Annotated in this window: 19 protein-coding genes and 1 tRNA gene; 7 read left to right on the top strand and 13 right to left on the bottom strand. The window is 59.2% G+C overall.

Annotated features, from left to right (window positions below):
- Positions 1-45 precede the first annotated feature (45 nt).
- On the top strand, positions 46-1,269 hold the full coding sequence (locus tag CP97_RS01565) for an NAD(P)/FAD-dependent oxidoreductase (RefSeq protein ID WP_048884506.1): 1,224 nt from the start codon (positions 46-48) through the stop codon (positions 1,267-1,269).
- Here the strand turns inward: CP97_RS01565 and queG are convergent.
- Positions 1,253-2,326 carry a tRNA epoxyqueuosine(34) reductase QueG gene (gene queG, locus CP97_RS01570; RefSeq protein WP_048884507.1) on the bottom strand — a complete coding sequence of 358 codons (1,074 nt, stop codon included), beginning with the start codon at positions 2,324-2,326 and terminating at the stop codon, positions 1,253-1,255. The genes CP97_RS01565 and queG overlap by 17 nt on opposite strands.
- Before the next feature lie 51 nt (positions 2,327-2,377).
- Between queG and CP97_RS01575 the strand changes: the two genes are divergently transcribed.
- From CP97_RS01575 to msrB, 3 genes are read left to right on the top strand one after another with little or no spacing between them, the layout of a single operon-like run.
- On the top strand, positions 2,378-3,364 hold the full coding sequence (locus CP97_RS01575) for an ABC transporter ATP-binding protein (RefSeq protein ID WP_048886609.1): 987 nt from the start codon (positions 2,378-2,380) through the stop codon (positions 3,362-3,364).
- Entirely contained in the window at positions 3,361-4,632 is a 1,272-nt protein-coding gene (locus CP97_RS01580; RefSeq protein WP_048884508.1) for an ABC transporter permease, read from the top strand. Before CP97_RS01575 ends, CP97_RS01580 begins: the two co-directional genes overlap by 4 nt.
- A gap of 10 nt (positions 4,633-4,642) precedes the next feature.
- Positions 4,643-5,143, top strand: a complete 501-nt coding sequence (gene msrB, locus CP97_RS01585) for a peptide-methionine (R)-S-oxide reductase MsrB (RefSeq protein WP_048886610.1) — start codon at positions 4,643-4,645, stop codon at positions 5,141-5,143.
- Here msrB and CP97_RS01590 read toward each other — a convergent pair.
- From CP97_RS01590 to CP97_RS01620, 7 genes are all read right to left on the bottom strand, one after another.
- Entirely contained in the window at positions 5,140-6,888 is a 1,749-nt protein-coding gene (locus CP97_RS01590; RefSeq protein ID WP_048884509.1) for a hypothetical protein, read from the bottom strand. The two genes, msrB and CP97_RS01590, sit on opposite strands and share 4 nt — an antisense overlap.
- Before the next feature lie 12 nt (positions 6,889-6,900).
- The gene (locus tag CP97_RS01595) at positions 6,901-7,341 is read right to left on the bottom strand and encodes a GtrA family protein (RefSeq protein WP_227819639.1); all 441 of its coding nucleotides are present in this window, start codon (positions 7,339-7,341) and stop codon (positions 6,901-6,903) included.
- A complete protein-coding gene (locus CP97_RS01600) occupies positions 7,304-8,935 on the bottom strand; it encodes an NAD(P)/FAD-dependent oxidoreductase (RefSeq protein WP_082863677.1) in 1,632 nt (543 codons plus the stop codon). The genes CP97_RS01595 and CP97_RS01600 overlap by 38 nt, the downstream gene beginning before the upstream one ends.
- Before the next feature lie 44 nt (positions 8,936-8,979).
- Positions 8,980-9,654, bottom strand: coding sequence for a PilZ domain-containing protein (locus tag CP97_RS01605; RefSeq protein ID WP_161485423.1), 675 nt, complete (start codon positions 9,652-9,654; stop codon positions 8,980-8,982).
- Positions 9,655-9,847: 193 nt separating this feature from the next.
- Positions 9,848-9,935, bottom strand: a tRNA-Leu gene (locus CP97_RS01610).
- A 182-nt stretch (positions 9,936-10,117) separates the two neighbouring features.
- Entirely contained in the window at positions 10,118-10,399 is a 282-nt protein-coding gene (locus tag CP97_RS01615) for an integration host factor subunit beta (RefSeq protein ID WP_048886613.1), read from the bottom strand.
- A gap of 177 nt (positions 10,400-10,576) precedes the next feature.
- Complete coding sequence (locus CP97_RS01620) at positions 10,577-10,915, bottom strand: GntR family transcriptional regulator (protein WP_048884511.1); 339 nt, start codon at positions 10,913-10,915, stop codon at positions 10,577-10,579.
- A gap of 192 nt (positions 10,916-11,107) precedes the next feature.
- On the opposite strand from CP97_RS01620, the gene CP97_RS01625 reads away from it, so the two are divergent.
- Genes CP97_RS01625 through CP97_RS01635 form a run of 3 tightly spaced genes read left to right on the top strand, consistent with a single transcriptional unit; the run spans position 11,108 to position 15,557 of the window.
- Positions 11,108-12,778 (top strand): peptide MFS transporter, encoded by a 1,671-nt coding sequence (locus CP97_RS01625; RefSeq protein WP_082863678.1) that lies wholly within the window; start codon positions 11,108-11,110, stop codon positions 12,776-12,778.
- A 5-nt stretch (positions 12,779-12,783) separates the two neighbouring features.
- Positions 12,784-14,187, top strand: a complete 1,404-nt coding sequence (locus CP97_RS01630) for an amidohydrolase (protein WP_048884512.1) — start codon at positions 12,784-12,786, stop codon at positions 14,185-14,187.
- Complete coding sequence (locus tag CP97_RS01635) at positions 14,184-15,557, top strand: amidohydrolase family protein (RefSeq protein WP_048884513.1); 1,374 nt, start codon at positions 14,184-14,186, stop codon at positions 15,555-15,557. The genes CP97_RS01630 and CP97_RS01635 overlap by 4 nt, the downstream gene beginning before the upstream one ends.
- A gap of 3 nt (positions 15,558-15,560) precedes the next feature.
- Here the strand turns inward: CP97_RS01635 and CP97_RS01640 are convergent, their stop codons facing one another.
- From CP97_RS01640 to purH, 5 genes are all read right to left on the bottom strand, one after another.
- Positions 15,561-16,346, bottom strand: a complete 786-nt coding sequence (locus CP97_RS01640) for an alpha/beta hydrolase (protein WP_161485424.1) — start codon at positions 16,344-16,346, stop codon at positions 15,561-15,563.
- 26 nt (positions 16,347-16,372) lie between these two features.
- On the bottom strand, positions 16,373-18,322 hold the full coding sequence (gene dxs, locus CP97_RS01645) for a 1-deoxy-D-xylulose-5-phosphate synthase (protein ID WP_048884515.1): 1,950 nt from the start codon (positions 18,320-18,322) through the stop codon (positions 16,373-16,375).
- A gap of 74 nt (positions 18,323-18,396) precedes the next feature.
- Positions 18,397-18,861, bottom strand: coding sequence for a Fur family transcriptional regulator (locus CP97_RS01650; protein ID WP_048884516.1), 465 nt, complete (start codon positions 18,859-18,861; stop codon positions 18,397-18,399).
- Positions 18,862-18,896: 35 nt separating this feature from the next.
- The gene (gene msrA, locus CP97_RS01655) at positions 18,897-19,568 is read right to left on the bottom strand and encodes a peptide-methionine (S)-S-oxide reductase MsrA (protein WP_048884517.1); all 672 of its coding nucleotides are present in this window, start codon (positions 19,566-19,568) and stop codon (positions 18,897-18,899) included.
- Positions 19,569-19,840: 272 nt separating this feature from the next.
- Entirely contained in the window at positions 19,841-21,430 is a 1,590-nt protein-coding gene (gene purH / locus CP97_RS01660; protein WP_048884518.1) for a bifunctional phosphoribosylaminoimidazolecarboxamide formyltransferase/IMP cyclohydrolase, read from the bottom strand.
- Positions 21,431-21,433: the final 3 nt, after the last annotated feature.

Below are 21,433 nucleotides of genomic sequence, written 5' to 3' on the forward strand. Positions count from 1 at the left end.
CTATCAACCTTGACGCGAGCACTGATTTTGCGCACCGCTCGCGCCATGATTAATCATGATGTTGTCATCGTGGGTTCAGGGCATGGCGGCGCACAGGCGGCTATCGCGCTGCGTCAACACGGCTTCGAGGGTTCGATTCTGATGATAGGCCGCGATCGCGTGCCGCCCTATGAAAAGCCGCCGCTTTCTAAGGAATATCTGGCAGGCGAAAAGCCGTTTGAACGTCTGCTTATCCGGCCAGAGGCATTCTGGGCGGAAAAAAATATCGAGCTGATGCTGGGCGAGGCCGTCACCAAGATCGATCCGGAACAGCGCGAGGTGCATCTCAGTTCGGGCGAGACAATCGGTTATGGTCGGCTGATCTGGGCGGCAGGCGGCGATGCGCGCCGGCTTTCATGCCCCGGTGGCCATCTCGATGGCGTCCACGCCGTGCGTGACAAGCGCGATGTCGACGCACTGCTTGCCGATCTTGATGACGGCGCCCAACGTTTCGTCGTGATCGGCGGCGGCTATATCGGGCTGGAAGCAGCCGCCGTCCTGCGCAAGCTGGGCCGCGATGTCACCTTGGTTGAATCGATGGATCGCGTGCTGAACCGCGTGGCGGGCGAGGAACTTTCGCATTTTTACGAAGAAGAGCACCGCCGTCAGGGCGTCGATCTGCGGTTGGGCGTAGAGGTTGAACGCCTGACAGGTGAAGTCCGCGTCACCGGCGTGGTGCTGAGCGATGGTGAGGAAGTGCCATGCGATGCGGTCGTGGTGGGCATTGGCATCGTGCCTGCCGTCGGCCCGCTAATCGCGGCAGGCGCTGCGGGCGCGAATGGCGTTGATGTTTCTGAAACCTGTCACACCAGCCTTGAGAAGGTCTATGCCATCGGAGACTGCGCGGCGCATGGTAACAGCTATGCCGAAGGAGCGGTCATTCGGGTAGAGAGCGTGCAGAACGCACACGACATGGCCACCACGGTGGCCAAGGGCATCTGCGGCGATTCACAGCCCTATTCTGCCTTTCCGTGGTTCTGGTCCAATCAATATGATCTGCGTCTGCAAACTGCCGGGCTCAATATTGGCTATGATGAGACTGTTTTGCGCGGCGATCCCGCAGAACGCAGCTTTTCCGTTATCTACCTCAAGGAAGGGCGCGTGATCGCGGTGGATGCAGTTAATCGCACCAAGGATTACGTGCAGGGCCGCAAGTTGATCGAGGCGCGATGCGTAGCCGATCCGGCGGATCTGGCCGATACCGAAAAGCAGCTCAAGGAGCTGCGCTGAGGCGTGACAAGGCCCAATCAGCCGCTTCGCTGACAACCGGATCAGGGTCAGATCGCAATTCAGCCACCTGATCCAACAGCGCATTATTGCCGCTATTGCCAGCAGCGATCAGGCAATTGCGCACAAAGCGATTGCGCCCGATCCGTTTTATCGGAGAGCCAGAAAACTTTGCGCGAAATGCCACATCGTCCAGCGCCAGCAATTGCGCAAGTTCAGGCGCAGCCAGTTCTCCTCGCGGGACAAAAGCGAGATGGCGCGCGGCGGTATCGGCAAATTTGTTCCACGGGCACACCGCCAGGCAGTCGTCGCAGCCATAGATGCGATTGCCGATAGCAGAGCGAAATTCCTCGGGTATCGGCCCCTTGTGCTCAATGGTGAGGTAGGAAATGCAACGCCGTGCATCCAATTGGTAAGGCTGCGGAAAGGCATTGGTCGGGCAGGCATCCTGGCACGCCCTGCATGATCCGCACAGATCGGCATGGTCGCCATCTGGCGTCAGCTCTATCGTGGTATAGATCGCGCCGAGAAACAGCCAGCTGCCATGCTCTCTGCTGACAAGATTGGTGTGCTTGCCCTGCCAACCCAGCCCGGCGGCTTCACCCAGCGGCTTTTCCATGACAGGCGCTGTATCGACAAACACCTTGAGCTGCGTTTCCGGCACTTCTTCACACAGCCAGCGCGCCAGCGCCTTCAGCGCCTTTTTCAGCACATCATGGTAATCGCGGCCCTGCGCATAGACCGAAATTCGCGCCTTTTCCGCATCGCCTTCCAGCGCCAGCGGATCAATTTCGGGCGCGTAAGACATGCCAAGCGCGATTACGCTTTTCGCGGCGGGCCACATGCTCTGGGGCCCCTGCCTTACATCGGCGCGGTCTTCCATCCAGCCCATCGCGCCGTGAAACCCGCTGTCGAGCCATGCGTGCAACCGTTCTGCGCGCAGCGGGTCATCCGCGGCAGGCGCGATTCCCACAGAGGCGAAGCCCAGTTCACGCGCCTTATTGCGCAAACGTGTTTCGAAGCGATGTTCAATCAAGCGCGTATCGGCCATGTTAACCATATTGCGGGAGTGTCCCGTTCATTCGTCTCGTCTAGCGGCTAAGGTATGAATATGGCGACCCCTATCACCGATTCAGGCTCTGTGCCGGATATCGCAACTTCGCGCCCTCTTGCGATTGAGGCGCGCGGTCTTGTCAAACGCTTTAACAGCACGCTGGCGGTCGACGGCGTCGATATCTCCATTCCCGAAGGCGCGATCTACGGCATCCTCGGCCCAAATGGCGCAGGCAAGACCACGACCTTGCGCATGCTGCTCGGTATTATTGATCCCGATGAAGGGTCGCGGCGTGTGCTGGGGGCGGATAATCCGCAGGATGTTGCGCGGCGGATCGGCTATCTACCTGAAGAGCGCGGACTTTATCCTTCGATGAAATGTTATGAGGCCATCGCTTTCATGGGCGCATTGCGCGGTGTGCCGCTGCCAGAGGGGCGCAAGCGGGGAAAAAGGCTGCTGGAAGACCACGGGCTTGGCCATGCCGTCGACAAGCAGATCCGCCAGCTTTCGAAGGGCATGGCGCAGACGGTGCAATTGCTTGGCACATTGGTGCATGATCCTGCGCTGGTGGTGTTTGACGAACCTTTCAGCGGCCTCGATGCGATCAATCAGGGCAAGCTGGAAGTGCTGATACGCGGCCTTGCAGACAAGGGCACGACGGTGATCTTCTCTACCCATGTGATCGCCCATGCAGAACGATTGTGCGAAGGCATTGCCATTATCGCCGGGGGCAAGGTTCCATTTGCGGGCAAGGTGGATGAAGCGCGCGATCGCATCCCCGCACAGGTTCGGCTGGAAACGCGAAATTCGGACGGACCGTGGAGCGCGGCGCTGCCAGCAGAAACAAGGCGGGTGGGCGATTTCTGGAATTTCCCCCTGCCCGAAAGCGGGGTCGAACCGCTGCTTAAAGCGCTGATCGAAGGAGACGCGGGCATCCAGTCACTCAGCATTGAACGGGCAGGCCTGCACGATGCTTTCGTGGCCATAGCCGGCGAGGCTGCGGCACGCGACATGGTCATGCAGGATGCAGGAGGCGAAGCATGAGCGACGACAATGCCATCAGGAACGGCGGCCGTTTGTCGCTATGGCGCGCCGCCTATGTCATTGCGCGGCGTGATTTTACTGCAGTCCTGTTCAGCCGAGCATTCATATTCTTTCTGCTGGGGCCGCTGTTCCCCGCCATCGTCATGGGGCTGGCAGGCGGGGTTGGCGCGCAAGTGCAGAGCGAAGCAGGCGTGGCCGATGTAGGTATCGCCATGCAAGCAGACGATCTTGATGCAATGCTGGCGGCGCGCGATGAACTGGCGATGCAATTGCCCGGTGCCATACCGCCCATGGTAGCCGTGGCCTATCTGCAACCGGGCGAAACATATGATGCGCGCGGCGTACTGGAAGATGGCGAAGGAAGTCTAGCAGGGGTGATCACAGGCACGCTTGACGCGCCGGTGCTGACCGCGACGGAGGGGCGCGTTATGCGCTGGCGGGGCACGGTCGGCATGGTCGCCGCGCATGCTGCCGAAGGAAATGCACTTGCCTATCCGCCGGTCGGCACATCCATAGTCGGCACCAGCGGGGCGGCAGAGAATTCGGGCCGCTTGCGCACTGCGCAAGGCGGGCAGGTTTTATTGTTTCTTCTCATCATGCTGCTGGCCAGCATGGTGCTGTCAAATCTGGTGGAGGAAAAGGGCAATAAGATCATCGAAGTGCTGGCCGCCGCAATTCCCATGGATGCAGTGTTTCTGGGCAAATTATTTGCCATGCTAGGCGTGTCGGTCGTGGGTATTGCGGTGTGGGGCTCAACAGGGGCGGCAATCCTTTATGCAGGCGGCATGTCGCTGTCCGATCTTGCCAATCCGGGTGTCGGATGGCCGATGTTCTTCCTCCTCTTCGCGCTCTATTTCGCCATGGGGTATCTGTTGCTAGGCTCCATCTTTCTTGCGGTCGGATCGCTCGCCACGACGGTGCGAGAGGTCCAGACGCTGTCTATGCCGGCCACCATGTTCCAGATCCTCGTGTTCTTTTTTGCCAGCCTCGCTGTAACCGACAGGGGGGGCATGATCGAATTAACGGCCATGGCATTCCCGCTGAGTTCGCCTTTCACCATGGTGGCCCGGGCGGCAGCGGAGGAATCGCTATGGCCGCACCTGCTGGCGCTGGGCTGGCAGGCATTGTGGGTCGCGATTTTCGTACGCGCCGGAGCATCGCTGTTCCGCAGGCGGGTGATGAAATCAGGCCCGCGCGCGGCCACAAGGCGTGGACCCGTCAAGGCTTTGCTGGGGATGTTCAGGAACCGTTCGCCCCAGCAAAGCTAAGATCATGACCATGCAGAATATATCGATCGATCGCCGTGCAATTCTCGCCTGGCTGGGTGCGGGCGTCTCTGTTCCCGTGCTGGCCGCATGCGGCGGTGAAGAAGCCCGTGCGCAGCAGAATTTTCTTATCACCCTGTCAGACGCGCAATGGCGCCAGCGACTGACCGCGCAGGAATTCCGTGTGCTGCGCGAAGCAGGCACAGAACGCCCCTTCAGTTCACCCCTCGATGATGAAAGCCGCCGCGGCACCTTTGTCTGCGCGGGCTGCAACAATGCGCTGTATTCCAGCCGACACAAATTCGACAGCGGCACTGGCTGGCCAAGCTTCTGGCGGGCGGAAACTGGCCGCGCGGTGGGTTATTCAACCGATCGTCTGCTCGGCTATAGCCGACAGGAAGTGCATTGCGCCGATTGTGGCGGCCATTTGGGCCATGTCTTCAATGATGGTCCGCGTCCGACAGGCAAGCGGCATTGCATCAATGGCGTGGCGATGAATTTCCGCGCCGCTTAACGCGTCCGGTAGACCCGCAAGACACCATTATCGAACCCGGCAACCGGGGTGAGCCACGCGGGCACTTTCCCATCCGCCAGCGTGTTGGCGAAATTTTCCGGTGTGGCAGTGCGGTATAGTGCGAAGTCGACGGCAGACTGGCAGGCAATCACGTAATCGGGTCGATATGTGTCAATGATCGCGCGCGCGTCCTGATCGGTGCCGGTATAGGCCGCGATGATATCCACCATGGGCTGCTGGTTGCGGTGGTAGCTTGCCGCGATCACCGTATGGCCCGTCTTGCCCAATATTTCAGGTGCGGCATCCATCGTCACCAGCAGCAAGCCCGGCTCCAGCCGGTCTAGCTGTGCGTAATCGCATGGTTCTTCGGCCATGGGCGCCGCAGCGCCACGCGCCATCGTCGGAGTGGGGAATAGCGGGTCGAGCGGCTTGCCCAGCGCGCTCGCAAACGTCGGCGTTGCCAGCATGAAGCAGCACAGCGTCGCCAGCGCGCGCGGGGCCGCGCTGGGAATTGCGCGCGTCCTTGGCAGTAGGAGCGCCAGCATAACCGCGGCAAAAGGAATGGTGAGCAATTGCGCAATCAGGCCAGCGCGCAGAAGCAGGAGCGAATAGGCCCATGCCGCCAATGTGAAAAGAAACAGCAGCAGCCAGGGCATGCCTGCGCCATCGGAAAAACCTCCGCCACGCCCGGCAAGCCAGTAACCGCCGATAATCGGCACCAGGGTCCAGATCAGCATGGCTGCGACCGATACCGGCTGTTCCCAGAACGGCAGGCCTTCGGCAATATAGCCATGCCACCAAGCGGCAAGCGCCGGATCGAGCTGCGCCATCGGATTGACAGCGCATGGCCCCAGCACAACCAGGGCAAGTGGAACGCTGGCGAGCGGGATCAGCGCCAGCCCTGCCAGCCGTCCGGCCGCATTCTGCTGAAATGGCAGGAAAGGCACGATACCCGCCACCAATGTAGCGATACCGAATGTGGCAATGTGGCCGGGACGAAGGATATCGCAAAAGGGGCCGAACAATTCAGCATTGGGCCGCGTGGCAAGCGAAAGAAAAGCCGCTGACACGGTGAGCGAAAGCAGGAACCATGGCAGCAAACGCTGCTCCTCTACCAGGTAACGCAGCGCATAAAGGCCAGCCAGAACCGCCACCAGCACCAGACCTTCAAGCGAAATCACAACCCATGCCGCGGCGAAAAAACCCGCTGCGACAGCGGCCCAGACGCGCGGAGACAGCAGCAGTGCAGCACAGATCACTCCCAGCACTGCCTGGGGGACATGATGGTCGATGCTCAACGGGGCATAGCTGCCCGGCAAGAGCGGGAATAGCGGCAGCAGAATCAGGCCAAAGCCATAGGCCACGCGCGAAAAGCCCAGCCGCAACATGATCGAGCGCAACGCAAACATTACGGGGAGCAGCCACACAAGCGGCACCACGGCCATGCCCCAATCTTCCCCCAGCACAGCAATAGCGAGCGCAAGCGGGAGATCGACAAGGCGCGACCAGTGCATGGAGAAGCCAGCGGGCGGATTCATCCGGTATTGGGTGACATCCCACCAGCTCTGCCCGTCCATCCATGCCCTCACCTGTAACAGGCGAGTCCATTCGTCAGGACCAGGAACGTCCCAGCCGAGCAGGGGCAATAATGCGAGGTGCACAGCGCCATAAAGCGCCCAGATAGCCAGTACGACCCACGCCGAGCGCACAAATTCGCCGCCCAGATCTTCGCCCCGTCTTGCCATCGGGTGCAGTCCCTAGCGGAAAACCACGCGGCTGCGCAGTCGCCAGATTACGAAAAAGCTTACCGCGATCGCCACCAGCTTTGCAGCACGCGGATCGATCCCGCCGGTGTCGCCTGCCCAGACAATGGCCGTGGTCAGCGCAAGGCCGATCAGCGCAGAGCCCACAAACAGCGCCTTTTGCCGCGTGCGGGCGCGACCGGGCTGCGCAACATGTCCGATAAAGACCGCGCGGCTGCTCATCAGCCAATGTGCCAGAATGCCGAGCGAATAGCCGATTGCCGAGGCACCTGCGGGCCATGTGCCAAGCGCCAACAGCGCAAGAAATGCGCCCAGATCCACCGCCAGCGCCCCAACGCTGGCGAACATATAGCGCGTCAGCCTCATGTCGATCAGGCGCAGAAGCGCGGCGGTCATGTCAGGCGGCCTTTCTGCCATCGGCGATTTTGCTGCCATCTATCCGTTCCGGCACATCACGCATGGAATTGAGCGCGGCTGCCTGATCCTCTGTCACTTGCTGGCGGCCTTCGGGCAGCGCCTTATACGCACCTTCATCTCCGGCCTCGTGATATTCGGCGTCTTCATTCACGCACCACGTGTCATAGATCCGTTCGCCAGCGATGATATTTTCCACCGTCAGCATGGCCGTCATCATCGCATGGTCTTGGTTGTTGTAACGATGCATCCCGTTGCGCCCGACGAGGTGCAGTGTGGGGAAACGTTCCTCCAGTTCGCTGCGCATGGCATCGACATTGGCGGCATAATCCTCGTCATAGACCGGGTAGGCCTTTTCCTGCCGGACCACTGCGCCGCCGATCACCTTTTCTGGCGACACCAGTCCGAGGATGTCCATTTCGCGCTTTGCCAGTTCGACAAGGTCGGCATCGTCCATTGACCACAGCCCGTCCCCTTCGAAGCAGAAATATTCAAGACCGACGCAGGCGACATTCTCGTCCGGCACCATTTCAGGCGACCAGCTGCGGAAGTTCTGGACCCGGCCTACCTTCACCTTCGAATCGTGAATATAGATCCAGTTGTCGGGGAAAAGATCCTCCGAACGGATCATCAAAGCCACTGTCAGGAAATCGCGATATTTGAGATTGTTCGCTTCCAGCGTTGTGTCGGGCAGTGGGTGCAGACGCGCTGCCAGTTGGCGCATCGGAGCGGAACTGATTGCATGGGCGGCCTTCACCACGACATCGCCATCGGGGCCCGAGGCGGTCATGCGCCAGCCGTTCTCGCCATCGGCAGCGAGCTGTTTGAGTTCGTGCCCCATGATGGTCCGGCCTTTGCCGGTGGCGACAATCTTGTCGCGCGCGGCATCCCACATCATGCCCGGTCCAAGGCGCGGATATCGGAAGGTTTCGAGCAGGGTTTTCGCCTGCTTACCCGATCCGTCATTCAACTTGTTAAGGCCGAGCGAGCGTTTCAGGCCATCGACCACTGCGCTCCACAGGGACAGGCCCTTGATCCGCTGGGCGGCCCAATCGGCGCTCATTTCATTGCAGGGCATTCCCCACACCTTCTCGGTATATGTCTTGAAAAAGATCGAATAGAGCCGCTTGCCAAATTGGTTGCTGGTCCAGTCCTCGAAGCTCTTTATCTCCCGTGCGGGAAATAGCTTGGCCTTGGCGTAACTCACCATGCACATGGCCGAGCGCAACAGGCCAAGGTTCCACAGGGCTTCGAAAGCGCGCAACGGATAGGAGTAGAATTTGCCCTCGTAATAGATGCGGCTCATGCGCGGGCGCTGAATGAAATCGTCGGGCAGAATCTCGTTCCACAGATCGACGACTTGCTGGCTTTTGGAAAAGAAGCGGTGCCCGCCGATGTCGAAGCGATAGCCTTCGTGTTCGACCGTGCGGCTGATGCCGCCGACATAGGTCGCATCTTTTTCGATAATGGCGACGGTCTTCCCCGCCTTGGTCAGCAGATAGCCTGCGGTCAATCCAGCCGGACCGGCACCGATAATCGCAACATCAACCTGGATTTCACCTGCGTCCGCCGCGCCGTGAAAAGTCTTGCCATTGTCGTGGCCATTATCGTGCATGAAAGCCCCCGGTTATCTTCCTGACCGGGAGTGAAGGAAATTGGTTATGAGGTAGTTAACAAGGGGTCGCGCGCGAGTGATCTGGCAGCTTGCGATTGCCTCTGCAATCGGGAAACGATGCTGGCGAGTTCGCCATATTGGAAAGTTTCCTCGAACACGAGACCACAGGCACCATTGCCCCGCCAGCGCACTTTGGCAGATGTGTTACGCATGCCATCAGCCATCAGTCGCACACGTTGATCTATCGCGAAGCTGCTGGAACATGCGACCTTGGCGCCTTGCTGGGAAATATCCTGGATGGTCGCATATTCCGCCCTGCCCTGAATTTCGACCTGCGCCGGTGCAGTCAGATTGATGCGCACCGGTCGCTTGTCGAAGCGGCTGGGGCATTCGATTATCTTGCGGATATCGGCACTATGGGCAAAACGAAAGCCGGCGCGGTCGGCATCCTGCCACACCATTTCTACATCGTAGCGGTCACCATTCTGCAGCTCTATGCTCATCTGCCGACCGGAAGGCAGCGGATGAAATATGCGCGCAGAAATGCCCGTTTCCGAAGCATCACGGATGACGCACAGGAATTCCCCCGCCTGCGTCACCAGCTTGGCTGCCCTAATCAGCAACGTATAGCGTGGAGCATTGCGCATTTCCGGTCCATCGACCGAAGTGTGATCTTGTGCCGGGGCAAGATTATTGCCGCATAGCTGGTTTCGCATCATCGACCCTTCTTTCACCGCTTTCATCACCGGACGACCTGGCAAAACAGGCAATCAATTTCTGATGAAACAATGTGATAGGGACAAGGTAATGAAGAATTAACAGCATGCACTTGCGTGGTTTCCGCAAGGTCGCATCAAGGCCACGTTTACAATTGCGCGGGGCTGAGCCTGATTGCTGCGCCCACATGAAGGCTGGTGCGGGCGGTGGGACTCGAACCCACACGTCACATAAGGGACAGGGGATTTTAAGTCCCCGGCGTCTACCATTCCGCCACGCCCGCACATTGCCCGCCCCGCCTAGCGCCGGCATGACCGGTTTGCCAAGTAGGTTTGCCTTCGCAGCGACTTTTACGCGCAGACGTGATTTGCCAGGCCGCAAATTTGCGGTGGCGTAGATATGGAGGTGCCGACCAGAGCCTGCCTTGCGGCAGCGCCTGCGGCATCAACATGAATACTGATTTGCTTAATCTGTGTTCAAACGCTCTCGCATTTCCTTGCCCGGCTTGAAATAGGGCACGCGCTTTGCAGGAACATCGACAGCCTCACCTGTGCGCGGATTGCGTCCGGTGCGCGCATCCCTTTGACGGGTTGAGAACGTGCCAAAGCCACGCAATTCGACACGTCCGCCTTCGGCGAGACGCCTGCTGATTTCATCAAAGAAAATGTCGACCATTTGTTCGACCTCTTCAGGCCGAAGCTCAGGATTATCAGTCGCCAGTGCCTGCAGAAGTTCGGATCTGATCATATAATTTCCCGACCGGGTTATGGGCGCGACCCGCATGACCTCAATCGCCAGATCATCATGACCGGAGACCGATTGCGTTGCAGACTGGCAGAGAGTGCCAACGCGCGCAATGGGGCCAATGATTTTTCACGATATTTTTGACAGTTTATTACAAGATTTCCGCTTCTGCAGTAAAATTCAGGCTTCTTCAGCAAGATCAGCAAGCTTCAGGCCCAACCGGCCCATCCGTTCACGAATGGCGGGCCACTCCTCACGGAGGAAATTTTCGCGCTCGCTATGACGCAATTTTGAAGCCGCGCCGTCGCGTACGAACATCCCGACCCCGCGCTGCACGCGGATCAGCCCATCGACCTGGAACTGCTGATAAGCCTTGGCCACCGTCAGCGGATTGGCCCCCTGATCGGCTGCAAATGCCCTGACCGACGGCAGCATTTCTCCCTCGGCATAGCGTCCGTCAATGATGGCGGCGGCGATCTGTTCGCGCAAGCGCAGGTAGACGGGACGGGAATCTGTCATGGCAGGTGCTTCAGTGCCATAATACAGCGCGGCAGGTCAAGCGCACCATCTTCGCAGGAAATGAGCAAAAAAGCGGTTTCAAGCGCAACTTCGTAGCTTCACAAGCGCGCAAAAGCCGTTAGGGTGCCCGCTTTTACGGGAAAGCCGCGCCTATTAGAGCGTGATGACGAATTTCTGAGGGATTGCATTTATATGGTCGAAGGCCTCTTTTTCACATTCGGTTCCGGGTTCGAGATGTGGACCTTCCGCTTCGCCGTCATCGCACTGGTCAGCTTTCTTATAAGCGGGCTTGTCCTGATAACCCGTCCGCAAGAAGAAGTTATCGGCCACCCCAAGGGCCTGTTCCTCCTCTTCATGGCCGAAATGTGGGAGCGCTTCTCCTACTACGGCATGCGCGCCTTGCTGATTTTCTACCTGGTCCAGCATTGGCTGTTTTCGGATAGCGAGGCGTCGATCATTTATGGTGCCTATACGGCACTGGTCTATATTACGCCCGTTGTCGGCGGCTATCTGGCTGACCGTTACCTCGGCCAGCGCAAGGCAGTGTTGTTCGGCGCGGTCCTGTTGACCTTCGGTCACTTCTTCATGGCGTTCGAAGGCGATGCGTCGCTTGGCCAGGACAACCCGATGATCAATGTGTTCTGGCTTGCTCTGGCGCTCATCATCGTGGGTTCGGGCTTCCTGAAGGCCAATATCTCCGTCATCGTCGGACAGCTCTATTCGCGCACCGACATTCGCCGCGACCCGGCCTACACCATTTTTTACATGGGCATTAATGTCGGCGCCGCGACAGCATCGATCATCTGCGGCTATCTCGGACAGACGGTGGGCTGGCAATATGGATTCGGCCTTGCCGGTTTCGGCATGCTGATCGGGCTGGTCTTTTTTGTGATCGGCAAGCCACTGCTCCTCGGCAAGGGCGAATCGCAGCATCCCGAACGGATTGCCGGCGGCAAGGAATACGGGATTTATGGCCTTGGCCTCGCCATGGTGGCGCTGTGCTGGGCCGCGATCCAGTATCAGGAAATGGTCGGCTATATGCTTGGCATCTTTGGTGGCGGACTGGTGCTCTTCGTGCTGTTCACGGCAGTGACCAAACTGGCGCCGGAAGAGCGCAACCGCATCTTCGCTGCCATGTTCCTGATCCTTGTATCGATCGTCTTCTGGGCATTGTTCGAGCAGGCTGGTTCCAGCCTCAACCTCTTCACTGATCGCCATGTTGATACGCAGGGCGTGAACGCATCGATGTTCCAGTCAATCAACGCGATCTATATCGTGCTGCTCGCACCGGTTTTCGCAATGGTTTGGCAAGGCCTGGCCAGAAGAGGTGCAGAACCCAGCACTCCGATGAAATTCGGTCTCGCCGTGATCCAGGTTGGTCTTGGCTTCCTGGTGCTGGTGTGGGGCGCCGAAAGCGTCGGCGTCAGCGTGCCGACACCAGTGATCTTCATCTTCCTCATCTATCTGCTGCACACGACAGGCGAACTTTGCCTTTCGCCCGTGGGCCTCAGTGCGATGAACCGCCTGAGCCCGGCCAACATGGCCTCGCTCATCATGGGCACATGGTTCTTCGCATCGGCTGCCGGTAACTTTGCTGCAGGCCTGATCGCGGCAGCCACCGGTGCAGAGGGCGTGGGCGAAGAAGCGGGCAAACAGATCGTGCTCGGGGTTTATTCCACCGTTGGCTGGTATGCCGTGGCCATTGGCGTAATCGTCATGGTGATCGCCCCATTCGTGAAGAAGCTAATGCATCTTGATACGCTGCAGGATGAAAACGTCGGTGACGATCTTGAAGGTCGGTCCGGCGCTGGTCTTGAAGCCCAGGAGGGCGGCGTTCACCCTACCAATCAACCTCACGGATAAGCAGAATGACCCGTCATATTGCAACGCGCGGCCCTGTCACCGCATTCGTGGCTATTGCTGCATTTGTGCTTGCAGGCTGCACCACGGCAGCGGGCACTGAACGCCCCGCACAGGCAAGCGCTCCCCCCGCTGGTGACGCATCCGCAGCCCCCTACGCCTCTACCTATGCGCGCTATCCGGGCACCCCTACCGCGGTCGTGGGTGCCACCATTTATGATGGCGCGGGTGGCCGGATTGACAATGGCATAGTGCTGTTTGCTGATGGCGAAGTGGTCGGCATTGGCGGGGCGGATCTTGCCGTCCCGGCGGGATATACCCGCGTCGACGGCACCGGCAGGTTCATCACGCCGGGTATCATCGATATCCACTCGCACCTTGGTGACTATCCGACCCCTTCGGTGCAGGCCCATAGTGACGGCAATGAAGCCACCAGCCCGACGACGCCCGAAGTCTGGGCGGAACATTCGGTATGGCCGCAGGATCCCGGTTTCAGCCGGGCAATGGCCAATGGGGGGATTACCAGCCTCCAGATTCTGCCCGGCTCTGCCAATTTGATGGGTGGCCGTTCGGTCACGCTCAAAAACGTGCCCAGCCGCACCGTGCAGGGCATGAAGTTTCCCGGCGCGCCCTACAGCATGAAGATGGCCTGCGGTGAAAACCCCAAGCGCGTTTACGGCGGAAGAGGCCGCGCGCCATCCACACGTATGGGCAATTTTGCGGTCAATCGCGAAACCTGGCTGGAAGCGCAGGATTACATGGCGGAGGAGAACCCCGATCGCGATCTGGCGATGGAAACGCTGGCGGGCGTGCTAGATGGCGAAATCCTTATTCAGAACCATTGCTACCGCGCGGACGAGATGGCGCTGGTCATGGATATGGCGAGGGAGTTCGGATATCAGGTTTCCGCCTTTCACCACGCTGTGGAAAGCTACAAGATTGCCGATCTGCTGCGCGACAACAATGTCTGTTCGGCTGTCTGGGCCGACTGGTACGGCTTCAAGATGGAAGCCTATGACGCGATTCCCGAAAACGCTGCGCTCATCCATAATGCAGGCGCCTGCGTCGTCATCCATTCCGATGATGCAAATGGCATCCAGAGGCTCAATCAGGAAGCCGCCAAGGCACAGGCCGATGGCCGCCGAATGGGCATAGAGATTGCCGATGCTGATGTTATCAGCTGGATCACGCTGAACGCCGCGCGGGCCATGGGCATTGCTGATATGACGGGCAGTCTCGAAGCCGGCAAAATGGCCGATGTGGTGCTGTGGAACGGTGATCCATTGTCCATCTATTCGCGTCCGGAAATGGTCTGGATTGATGGCGCGCTCATGTATGACATGAACAATTCCGCCATGCGTCCGGTGAGCGATTTCGAGCTTGGCCAGCCGGGTGAAGGAGACGTGAAATGATTCGGTTTTTCAGCCTTGCGATTTCTGCTCTTGCACTGTGCTCCGCGCCATTGGCAGCGCAGGACATCGTCATCACTGGCGCTACCCTTGCCAAGGGCGATGGTAGCGATCCGATCACCAATGCTACTGTCGTGGTGCGCAATGGCCGCGTTGTGGCCGCCGGTAGTGACGTAATCGCGCCTGCGGGCGTTCCGGTGCTTGATGGCACCGACAGCTGGGTGACGCCGGGCCTGTTCGCCTCGATCACCAATCTGGGCCTCGTGGATGTCGATGCAGTTTCGGGAAGCAATGATGTGGCAGCGGGCGATTCGCCCTTTAGTGCCGCACTTGATGTAGCCCCGGCCATCAATCCGGCCGCGCAGGATTTTGGCTACAGCCGCGCAGGCGGAGTGACACGTGCAAGCGTCACCCCCACAGCGGGCTCCTCGATCTTTGCAGGACAGGGCGCGGTAATTGATCTTGGCTCTGATTACGACGCAGTGACACGTCCGCGCGCTTTCCAATTTGTCGAAATGGGTGAACGGGGCGCACGGCTTGCAGGCGGCAGCCGCACGTCGGTTTATGCCTTGCTGCTCAATGCGCTGCGGGAAGCGGGCCAATATGGCGATGATGCGCAATTGCGCACGGCGGGTCGGAATGGCAGCGTGGACACAGGCGATGACCTGCCGCTCGATTCACGCCTGCTGGGGCGGGCGGAGCGTGAAGGCGACGTGCTGCTTACCCGTTTTGATGCCGCAGCTCTGGTGCCGGTCGTCAGGGGCGACCAGAAGCTGTATGTCGCTGTCCACCGCGCCAATGACATTCTTTCGGTGCTGGGACTGCGCGATGCATTCCCGGACCTGGACCTTGTGCTGATCGGTGCCACCGAAGGGTGGCTGGTTGCAGACCGGATCGCGGCGGCGGGTGTGCCGGTCATCACCGGCGCGCTGATTGACCTGCCCGAAAGTTTTGAGCGGCTAGCCGCTACGCAGAGCAATGTCGGGCGCATGGTCGATGCAGGCGTAACAGTTGCCATCGGCGGTTATGAAAGCAGCGGCGACCATCCGCGTAATTTGCCGCAACAGGCTGGTAATATGGTCGCGTTGAACAACGTGCCGGGCGCAACCGGCCTGAGCTGGGGCGAAGCCTTTGCCGCAATCACATCCATTCCCGCCACCATTGGGGGAATGGATGGGCGTGCCGGCGTTTTGGCACCTGGTGCGCATGGCGATCTGGTGATTTGGGATGGCGATCCGCTGGAGGTCGGCTCTGCACCGGTCAGGGTTTTTATCGATGGGGTTGAACAGCCGCTCGACAACCATCAGACCCGCCTGCGCGAACGCTATCGCAGCCTTGATGAAAGCCAATTGCCCCCTGCCTACAGGCGCTAGGCGTCAGTGCTGCTGCTGGAGGAATAGCATGATCCGGTCCTGCACCGGTTCGTGCACCACTAGGTCATGGCCCCATTCGGGATAGGTTTCGATCACCGTGTCGTCCCGCACCTTGGCCAGCGCCTGCGCCTGTTCAAGCGCGATGAGCGAATCTGCCTCGCCATGCACGATTAATATCGGTTCGCCGATTTCGGGCAGCTTCTGGTCGTTGCGATAGCGATCACGCAGCAGCAGGCGGACGGGCAACCAGCGGAGCTTGCGTGCGGCGGTTTCTTCCATGCTATCGAATGGAGAAATCAGCACCAGCGCACGCGCACGGACTTCCGTAGCAAGCTGGGTGGCGACGCCAGAGCCGATTGAATTGCCCACCAGCACAATTTCGCTTTCAGCCAACCGCTGCTTTTCGCGCAGGAAACGCCATGCGGCCCGCGCATCTTCATACAATCCGGCTTCAGATGGTGTGCCGGCATTGCCTGAATAGCCGCGATATTCAGCGGCCATGATGCCATAGCCCGCGCGTGCCAACCGCGCTGTTACCAAGGCAGAAGATTGCCAGTTGGCGCCATTGCCGTGGAAGAACAGGATGGTGGGCAATCCGTCTTGCGCCGGGAGATAGCCAGCAGTCAGTTCCAGCCTATCGCGCGTCTCATAGCTAACATTCCGAAAGCCAGACGGAACATCATTGCTGGCAACAGGCGGCGCGTAGATAAAGCGGTGCTGGTTGAGATAGACCAGCGCAATCAGCCCGCCATAAATAAGCAAAAGGATGAGGATGACATAACCGATCACCCGCATTCCTTTCCACACAGCAAGATCTAGGCCCGCGCCTCTGTCACGCCCGCGCTGTTGTGACGCAGCGCTTCAAGAACGGTTTCGACAATATGCGGCGCATTGAGGCGCGCACTGTCATACTGTTTCACCGGATCATCGTGATCAAGGAAAGTATCGGGCAGGCGCATGGTGCGGATCTTGAGGCCGCCTGTCGAACTGTCCGGATCGGTCAGCCCTTCGTCGCTCGCCATTGTCAGAAGATGTGCACCCATCCCGCCAATGGCCGCCTCTTCCACGGTGACCAGCACCTCGTGTGAATCGGCCAGTTCACGTATCAACGCCTCGTCTATTGGCTTGGCAAAACGCATGTCGGCAACCGTGGTGGCAAGGCCCATGGCTTCCAGCTGATCTGCTGCCTTCTTCGCCTCCTCCAGGCGCGCACCGAGCGATAGGATGGCAACTTTGCCAACCTTGGCATCGCCGCGCACTACGCGGCCCTTTCCGATTTCAAGGAGCTGCGGCATCTCCGGCATCTCAACGCCGACACCATTGCCGCGCGGATACCGAAAAGCGATTGGGCCGCTATCATGCTGGGCAGCAGTGTAGGTCATATGGACAAGCTCAGCCTCGTCTGCGGCGGCCATGACGACGAAGTTGGGCAGGCTGGCGAGATAGGTCACATCAAATGATCCCGCATGTGTCGCGCCGTCGGCACCGACCAGTCCGGCACGGTCGATGGCAAACCGGACGGGCAGGTTCTGGATCGCCACATCATGCACCACCTGATCATAGGCGCGCTGGAGAAAGGTGGAATAGATGGCCGCAAAAGGGCGCATGCCCTGTGCGGCAAGCCCGGCGGCGAAGGTTACGCCATGCTGTTCGGCAATGCCGACATCAAAAGCACGATCGGGATGCATCTGTGAAAATTTGTCAACGCCCGTCCCGCCCGGCATCGCGGCTGTGATTGCGCAGATGCGGTCGTCAGTTTCAGCCAGCTTCGCCAGAGTTTCCCCGAACACATTTTGATAGGCGGGCGGACCAGCAGCGCTTTTCTTCTTTTCACCAGTGACAACATCGAATTTGGGAACGCCGTGATATTTGTCGGCGCTGTCTTCAGCAGGCGCATAGCCCTTGCCCTTGGTGGTCACGACATGGACCAGTATCGGCCCCTGATCACTATCGCGCACATTTTCCAGCACGGGGATGAGGTGATCGAGGTTGTGCCCGTCAATCGGGCCGACATAATAGAAGCCCAGTTCTTCAAACAGGGTTCCGCCCGTCACCATACCACGGGTATATTCCTCTGCCTTGTGCAGGGAATGATGCACACGGCGGCCAATCTTGTTGGCCACCTTGGACGCGAGCGAGCGCAGGCCGAGATATTCGCTGGAGGACACCATGCGCGCCAGATAGGCGGACAGTCCGCCTACCGGAGGCGCAATGGACATATCATTATCATTGAGGATCACCACCAGCCGATTGCCGGCCTGTTCGGCATTATTCATCGCCTCATAGGCCATGCCCGCGCTCATCGCGCCATCACCGATAACAGCGATCGCCTTCCCCGGCGCATCATTGAGCTTGTTAGCAACAGCAAAGCCCAGACCTGCCGATATGGAGGTAGAGGAATGCGCCGCGCCAAACGGGTCATATTCACTTTCGCTGCGCTTGGTGAAGCCCGACAGCCCGCCAGCCTGGCGCAATGTACGAATGCGGTCCCGCCGTCCGGTAAGGATTTTGTGGGGGTAGGCCTGATGGCCAACATCCCAGATCAGCCGATCATCGGGGGTATTGAAGATATAGTGGATTGCGACGGTCAATTCGACAACGCCCAGGCCGGACCCGAGATGGCCGCCGGTGGAGCCGACAGCATCAATCATCTCTGCGCGAAGTTCGTCAGCAAGCTGGCGCAATTGCTCTGGCGCTAGCTTGCGGAGATGTTCAGGGGTGCCGACAGTGTCGAGCAGCGGCGTATCCGGACGAGATGCAGTCATAATGCAGTCTTACACCGCATTTTCTGGCCTGTCGATGAACGCTTAAGCGTTAAAAAAGAACGGTTCGTCGTGGGCTAAGCGGCGCAATCACGGCATAGGCCACGCAACTCCACCACGGGGCGCACATCGCGATAACCATGCGCCCTCCCTGCCTTTCGCAAGGCATCGGTTAGCGTGTCATCATCAAAGTGGTCCGCCTGCCCGCAATCATCGCAAATCAGGAAAATGCAATCATGGCGGCACCCGGGGTGGCTGTTGACGAGATAGGCGTTGGCACTTTCAATCCGGTTGGCCAGATTTGTGCGCACGAAAAGATCCAGAATACGGTAAACACTGTTGGCCGCCACACGCTTGCCACGCGCCTTGCCCACATCTTCCGCAATATCATAGGCTGATACCGGACGCCCCTGTGCGGCAAGCACCTTGAACACGTCCTCGCGCATTGTCGTCCATTGCTCTCCAGCTTCGGTCAGCACCGTTGCAGCTTCGGCCAGCAGCTTGTCGCCGGAATGTTCGTGGTGGTTATGTCGTGTCGCCATGCGCCCAACATAGGCGCGCTGGCGAGCAGGTGCAATCAACCGGTGCGATAGCGTGCACGGTAAAGGCCGGGGAAGCGCGCGCGCAATGCTGCGACCTTGGGCGCATCCCAGCGACGGATGTAGCCATTGTCCGGATTGCGCAGTGCAAAATCCTGATGATAGCGTTCGGCTTCGTAAAAGCGACGGTGGCTTTCGATGCGCACGGCGATCGGATCGCTCCATTCACCCGAACGGCCCACCTGCCGGATATAGCTTTGCGCCACGGCGCGCTGTTCTGCATTCATGGGGACAATGGCTGCACGATAATGCGATCCGCGATCAGGGCCCTGGCGGTTGACCAATGTCGGGTCCGCAACCACCGAGAACAGGATCTGCAGCAATTGATCGTAACGCACGACCGAAGGATCATAGGCGATGCGCACTGCTTCTGCATGGCGCGTAAAACCGCGGGACACACGCGAATAAATCGCGTTGGCGGCGGTGCCGCCGTGATAACCGGATACAGCGCTTGTCACGCCGCGCGTATGGCTGAAGACCGCCTCTACGCCCCAGAAGCAACCACCTGCAAAAATCGCCACCTGCAACCCTTGTTCGTCAGCCTGACGTGTAGCGACCGGCGCATCGAATATTTCTGCGGCCGATGCACTAGTGGCAGCAAGCGAAAGGGTCCCAACTCCGAAGAGAATTGCGGCGTAAAGGTTATTCAAGAGCTTCAGGCTCCTCCGAGTTGCGGCAATATATTCGCCGCCAACACGGTTGCGGTTACACCGAAGCCCACAAAAAAGGAGCGGAAGAGTTCAGAGGAAAAGAGTGTCATAGCGGATGGTCCGGATTGCATTACAGTTTCGTATTGTTCGCAGCTGGATTAGCAAATGATTGCTTACGAAGGACTGAATTTGCACGTTGCCCGCCGTTCATGCGCCACAATTGCGGCGCATGTTCAACGACAGGATCGGCTTTCTCTCAGTGACCTGTACGTTCAATGCTTGAAGTGACGCATGCCGGTAAAGACCATGGCGATACCCGCTTCATCAGCGGCGGTTATGACTTCTTCGTCACGCATGGAGCCACCGGGCTGGATGACCATTGTCGCCCCTGCCTCAACTGCGCTTATCAGACCATCTGCGAAGGGGAAGAAGGCGTCCGAAGCGACGGCGCTGCCCATTGTGCGAGGTTCGCTCCAGCCTTCCGATTCCGCTGCTTCGCGGGCACGCATGGCGGCAATGCGTGAAGAATCACGGCGGTTCATCTGGCCGGCCCCAATTCCTGCTGTCACCCCATCCTTGGCATAGACGATGGCATTGGATTTGACGTGCTTTGCCACTTTCCAGGCGAACAGCGCATCGGCGATTTCCGCCTCGCTCGGCTGACGCTTGGTGACAACCTTCAGCGTGTCTTCACCTACCACGCCATTATCGCGTGACTGGACCAGCATCCCGCCCGCAATGCTTTTGAGATCGAGGCCGGGCCGCGCAGGATCGGGCAGCTCGTCAATCAGCAAAAGGCGCAAATTGGGTTTGGCTGCAAAAGCCTCGCGCGCGGCATCATCGGCACCCGGTGCGATGACGACTTCAGTAAAGATTTTGGTGATCGCCTGCGCGGTCGGCCCATCCAGCGGGACATTGGATGCAACGATGCCGCCAAAGGCTGATATGCTGTCACAAGCGAGCGCCTTTCTCCATGCCTCAAGCAAAGTTGAGCTTTGGGCAACCCCGCAGGGATTGGCATGTTTGAGGATCACAATGGCGGGTGATTCCGAAGCGAATTCTGCCATCAGTCCCAGCGCCGCATCAGCATCGTTGAGGTTATTGTATGACAGCGCCTTGCCCTGAATTTGCTCGGCCTGCGGCACGCCTGGGCTGGCGGGTCCGCCAGGGAGATACAGCGCCGCGTTCTGATGCGGGTTCTCACCATAGCGCAGGGTGGATGAAAGGCTGAAAGCCACCGTGAATGACTCGGGAAATGTCTCGCCCTGATCGGCAAAGGCGAACCAGCTGCCGATGGCTGAATCATAAACTGCGGTAGCGGCAAATGCCTTGGCCGCCATGCGCTTGCGGAAAGGCAGTGTCGTGGCGCCATCATGATCGGCCAGTTCATCATACAGCGCGGTATAATCGTCCGGGTCGGTGACAATGGTGACATAGGCGTGGTTCTTGGCGGAAGACCGAACCATGCTCGGTCCGCCAATATCGATATTCTCGATAATCGTGTCACGGTCCGCCCCGCTCATCACCGTGTTCACGAATGGATAGAGGTTGACCACAACCAGATCGATTGCGCCGATATCGTGCGCTTCCATTGCGGCGGCATGTTCGGGATCATCGCGGACGGCAAGCAGGCCACCATGCACGACGGGATGCAGCGTCTTGACCCTGCCATCCATCATTTCCGGAAAACCCGTGAGATCGGAAACGTCGCGTACCAGAAGGCCCGCATCGCGCAGCGCGCGGGCGGTGCCACCAGTCGATACCAGTTCCACACCGGCCTTCGCCAGCCGTCCGGCCAGTTCGACAATACCGGCCTTATCGGACACCGAGAGCAGTGCCCGCTTGATCGCAACGTCAGTCATGCG

This window comes from Aurantiacibacter atlanticus, assembly GCF_001077815.2.
In the GTDB taxonomy this organism is placed as follows: Bacteria; Pseudomonadota; Alphaproteobacteria; order Sphingomonadales; family Sphingomonadaceae; genus Alteraurantiacibacter; species Alteraurantiacibacter atlanticus.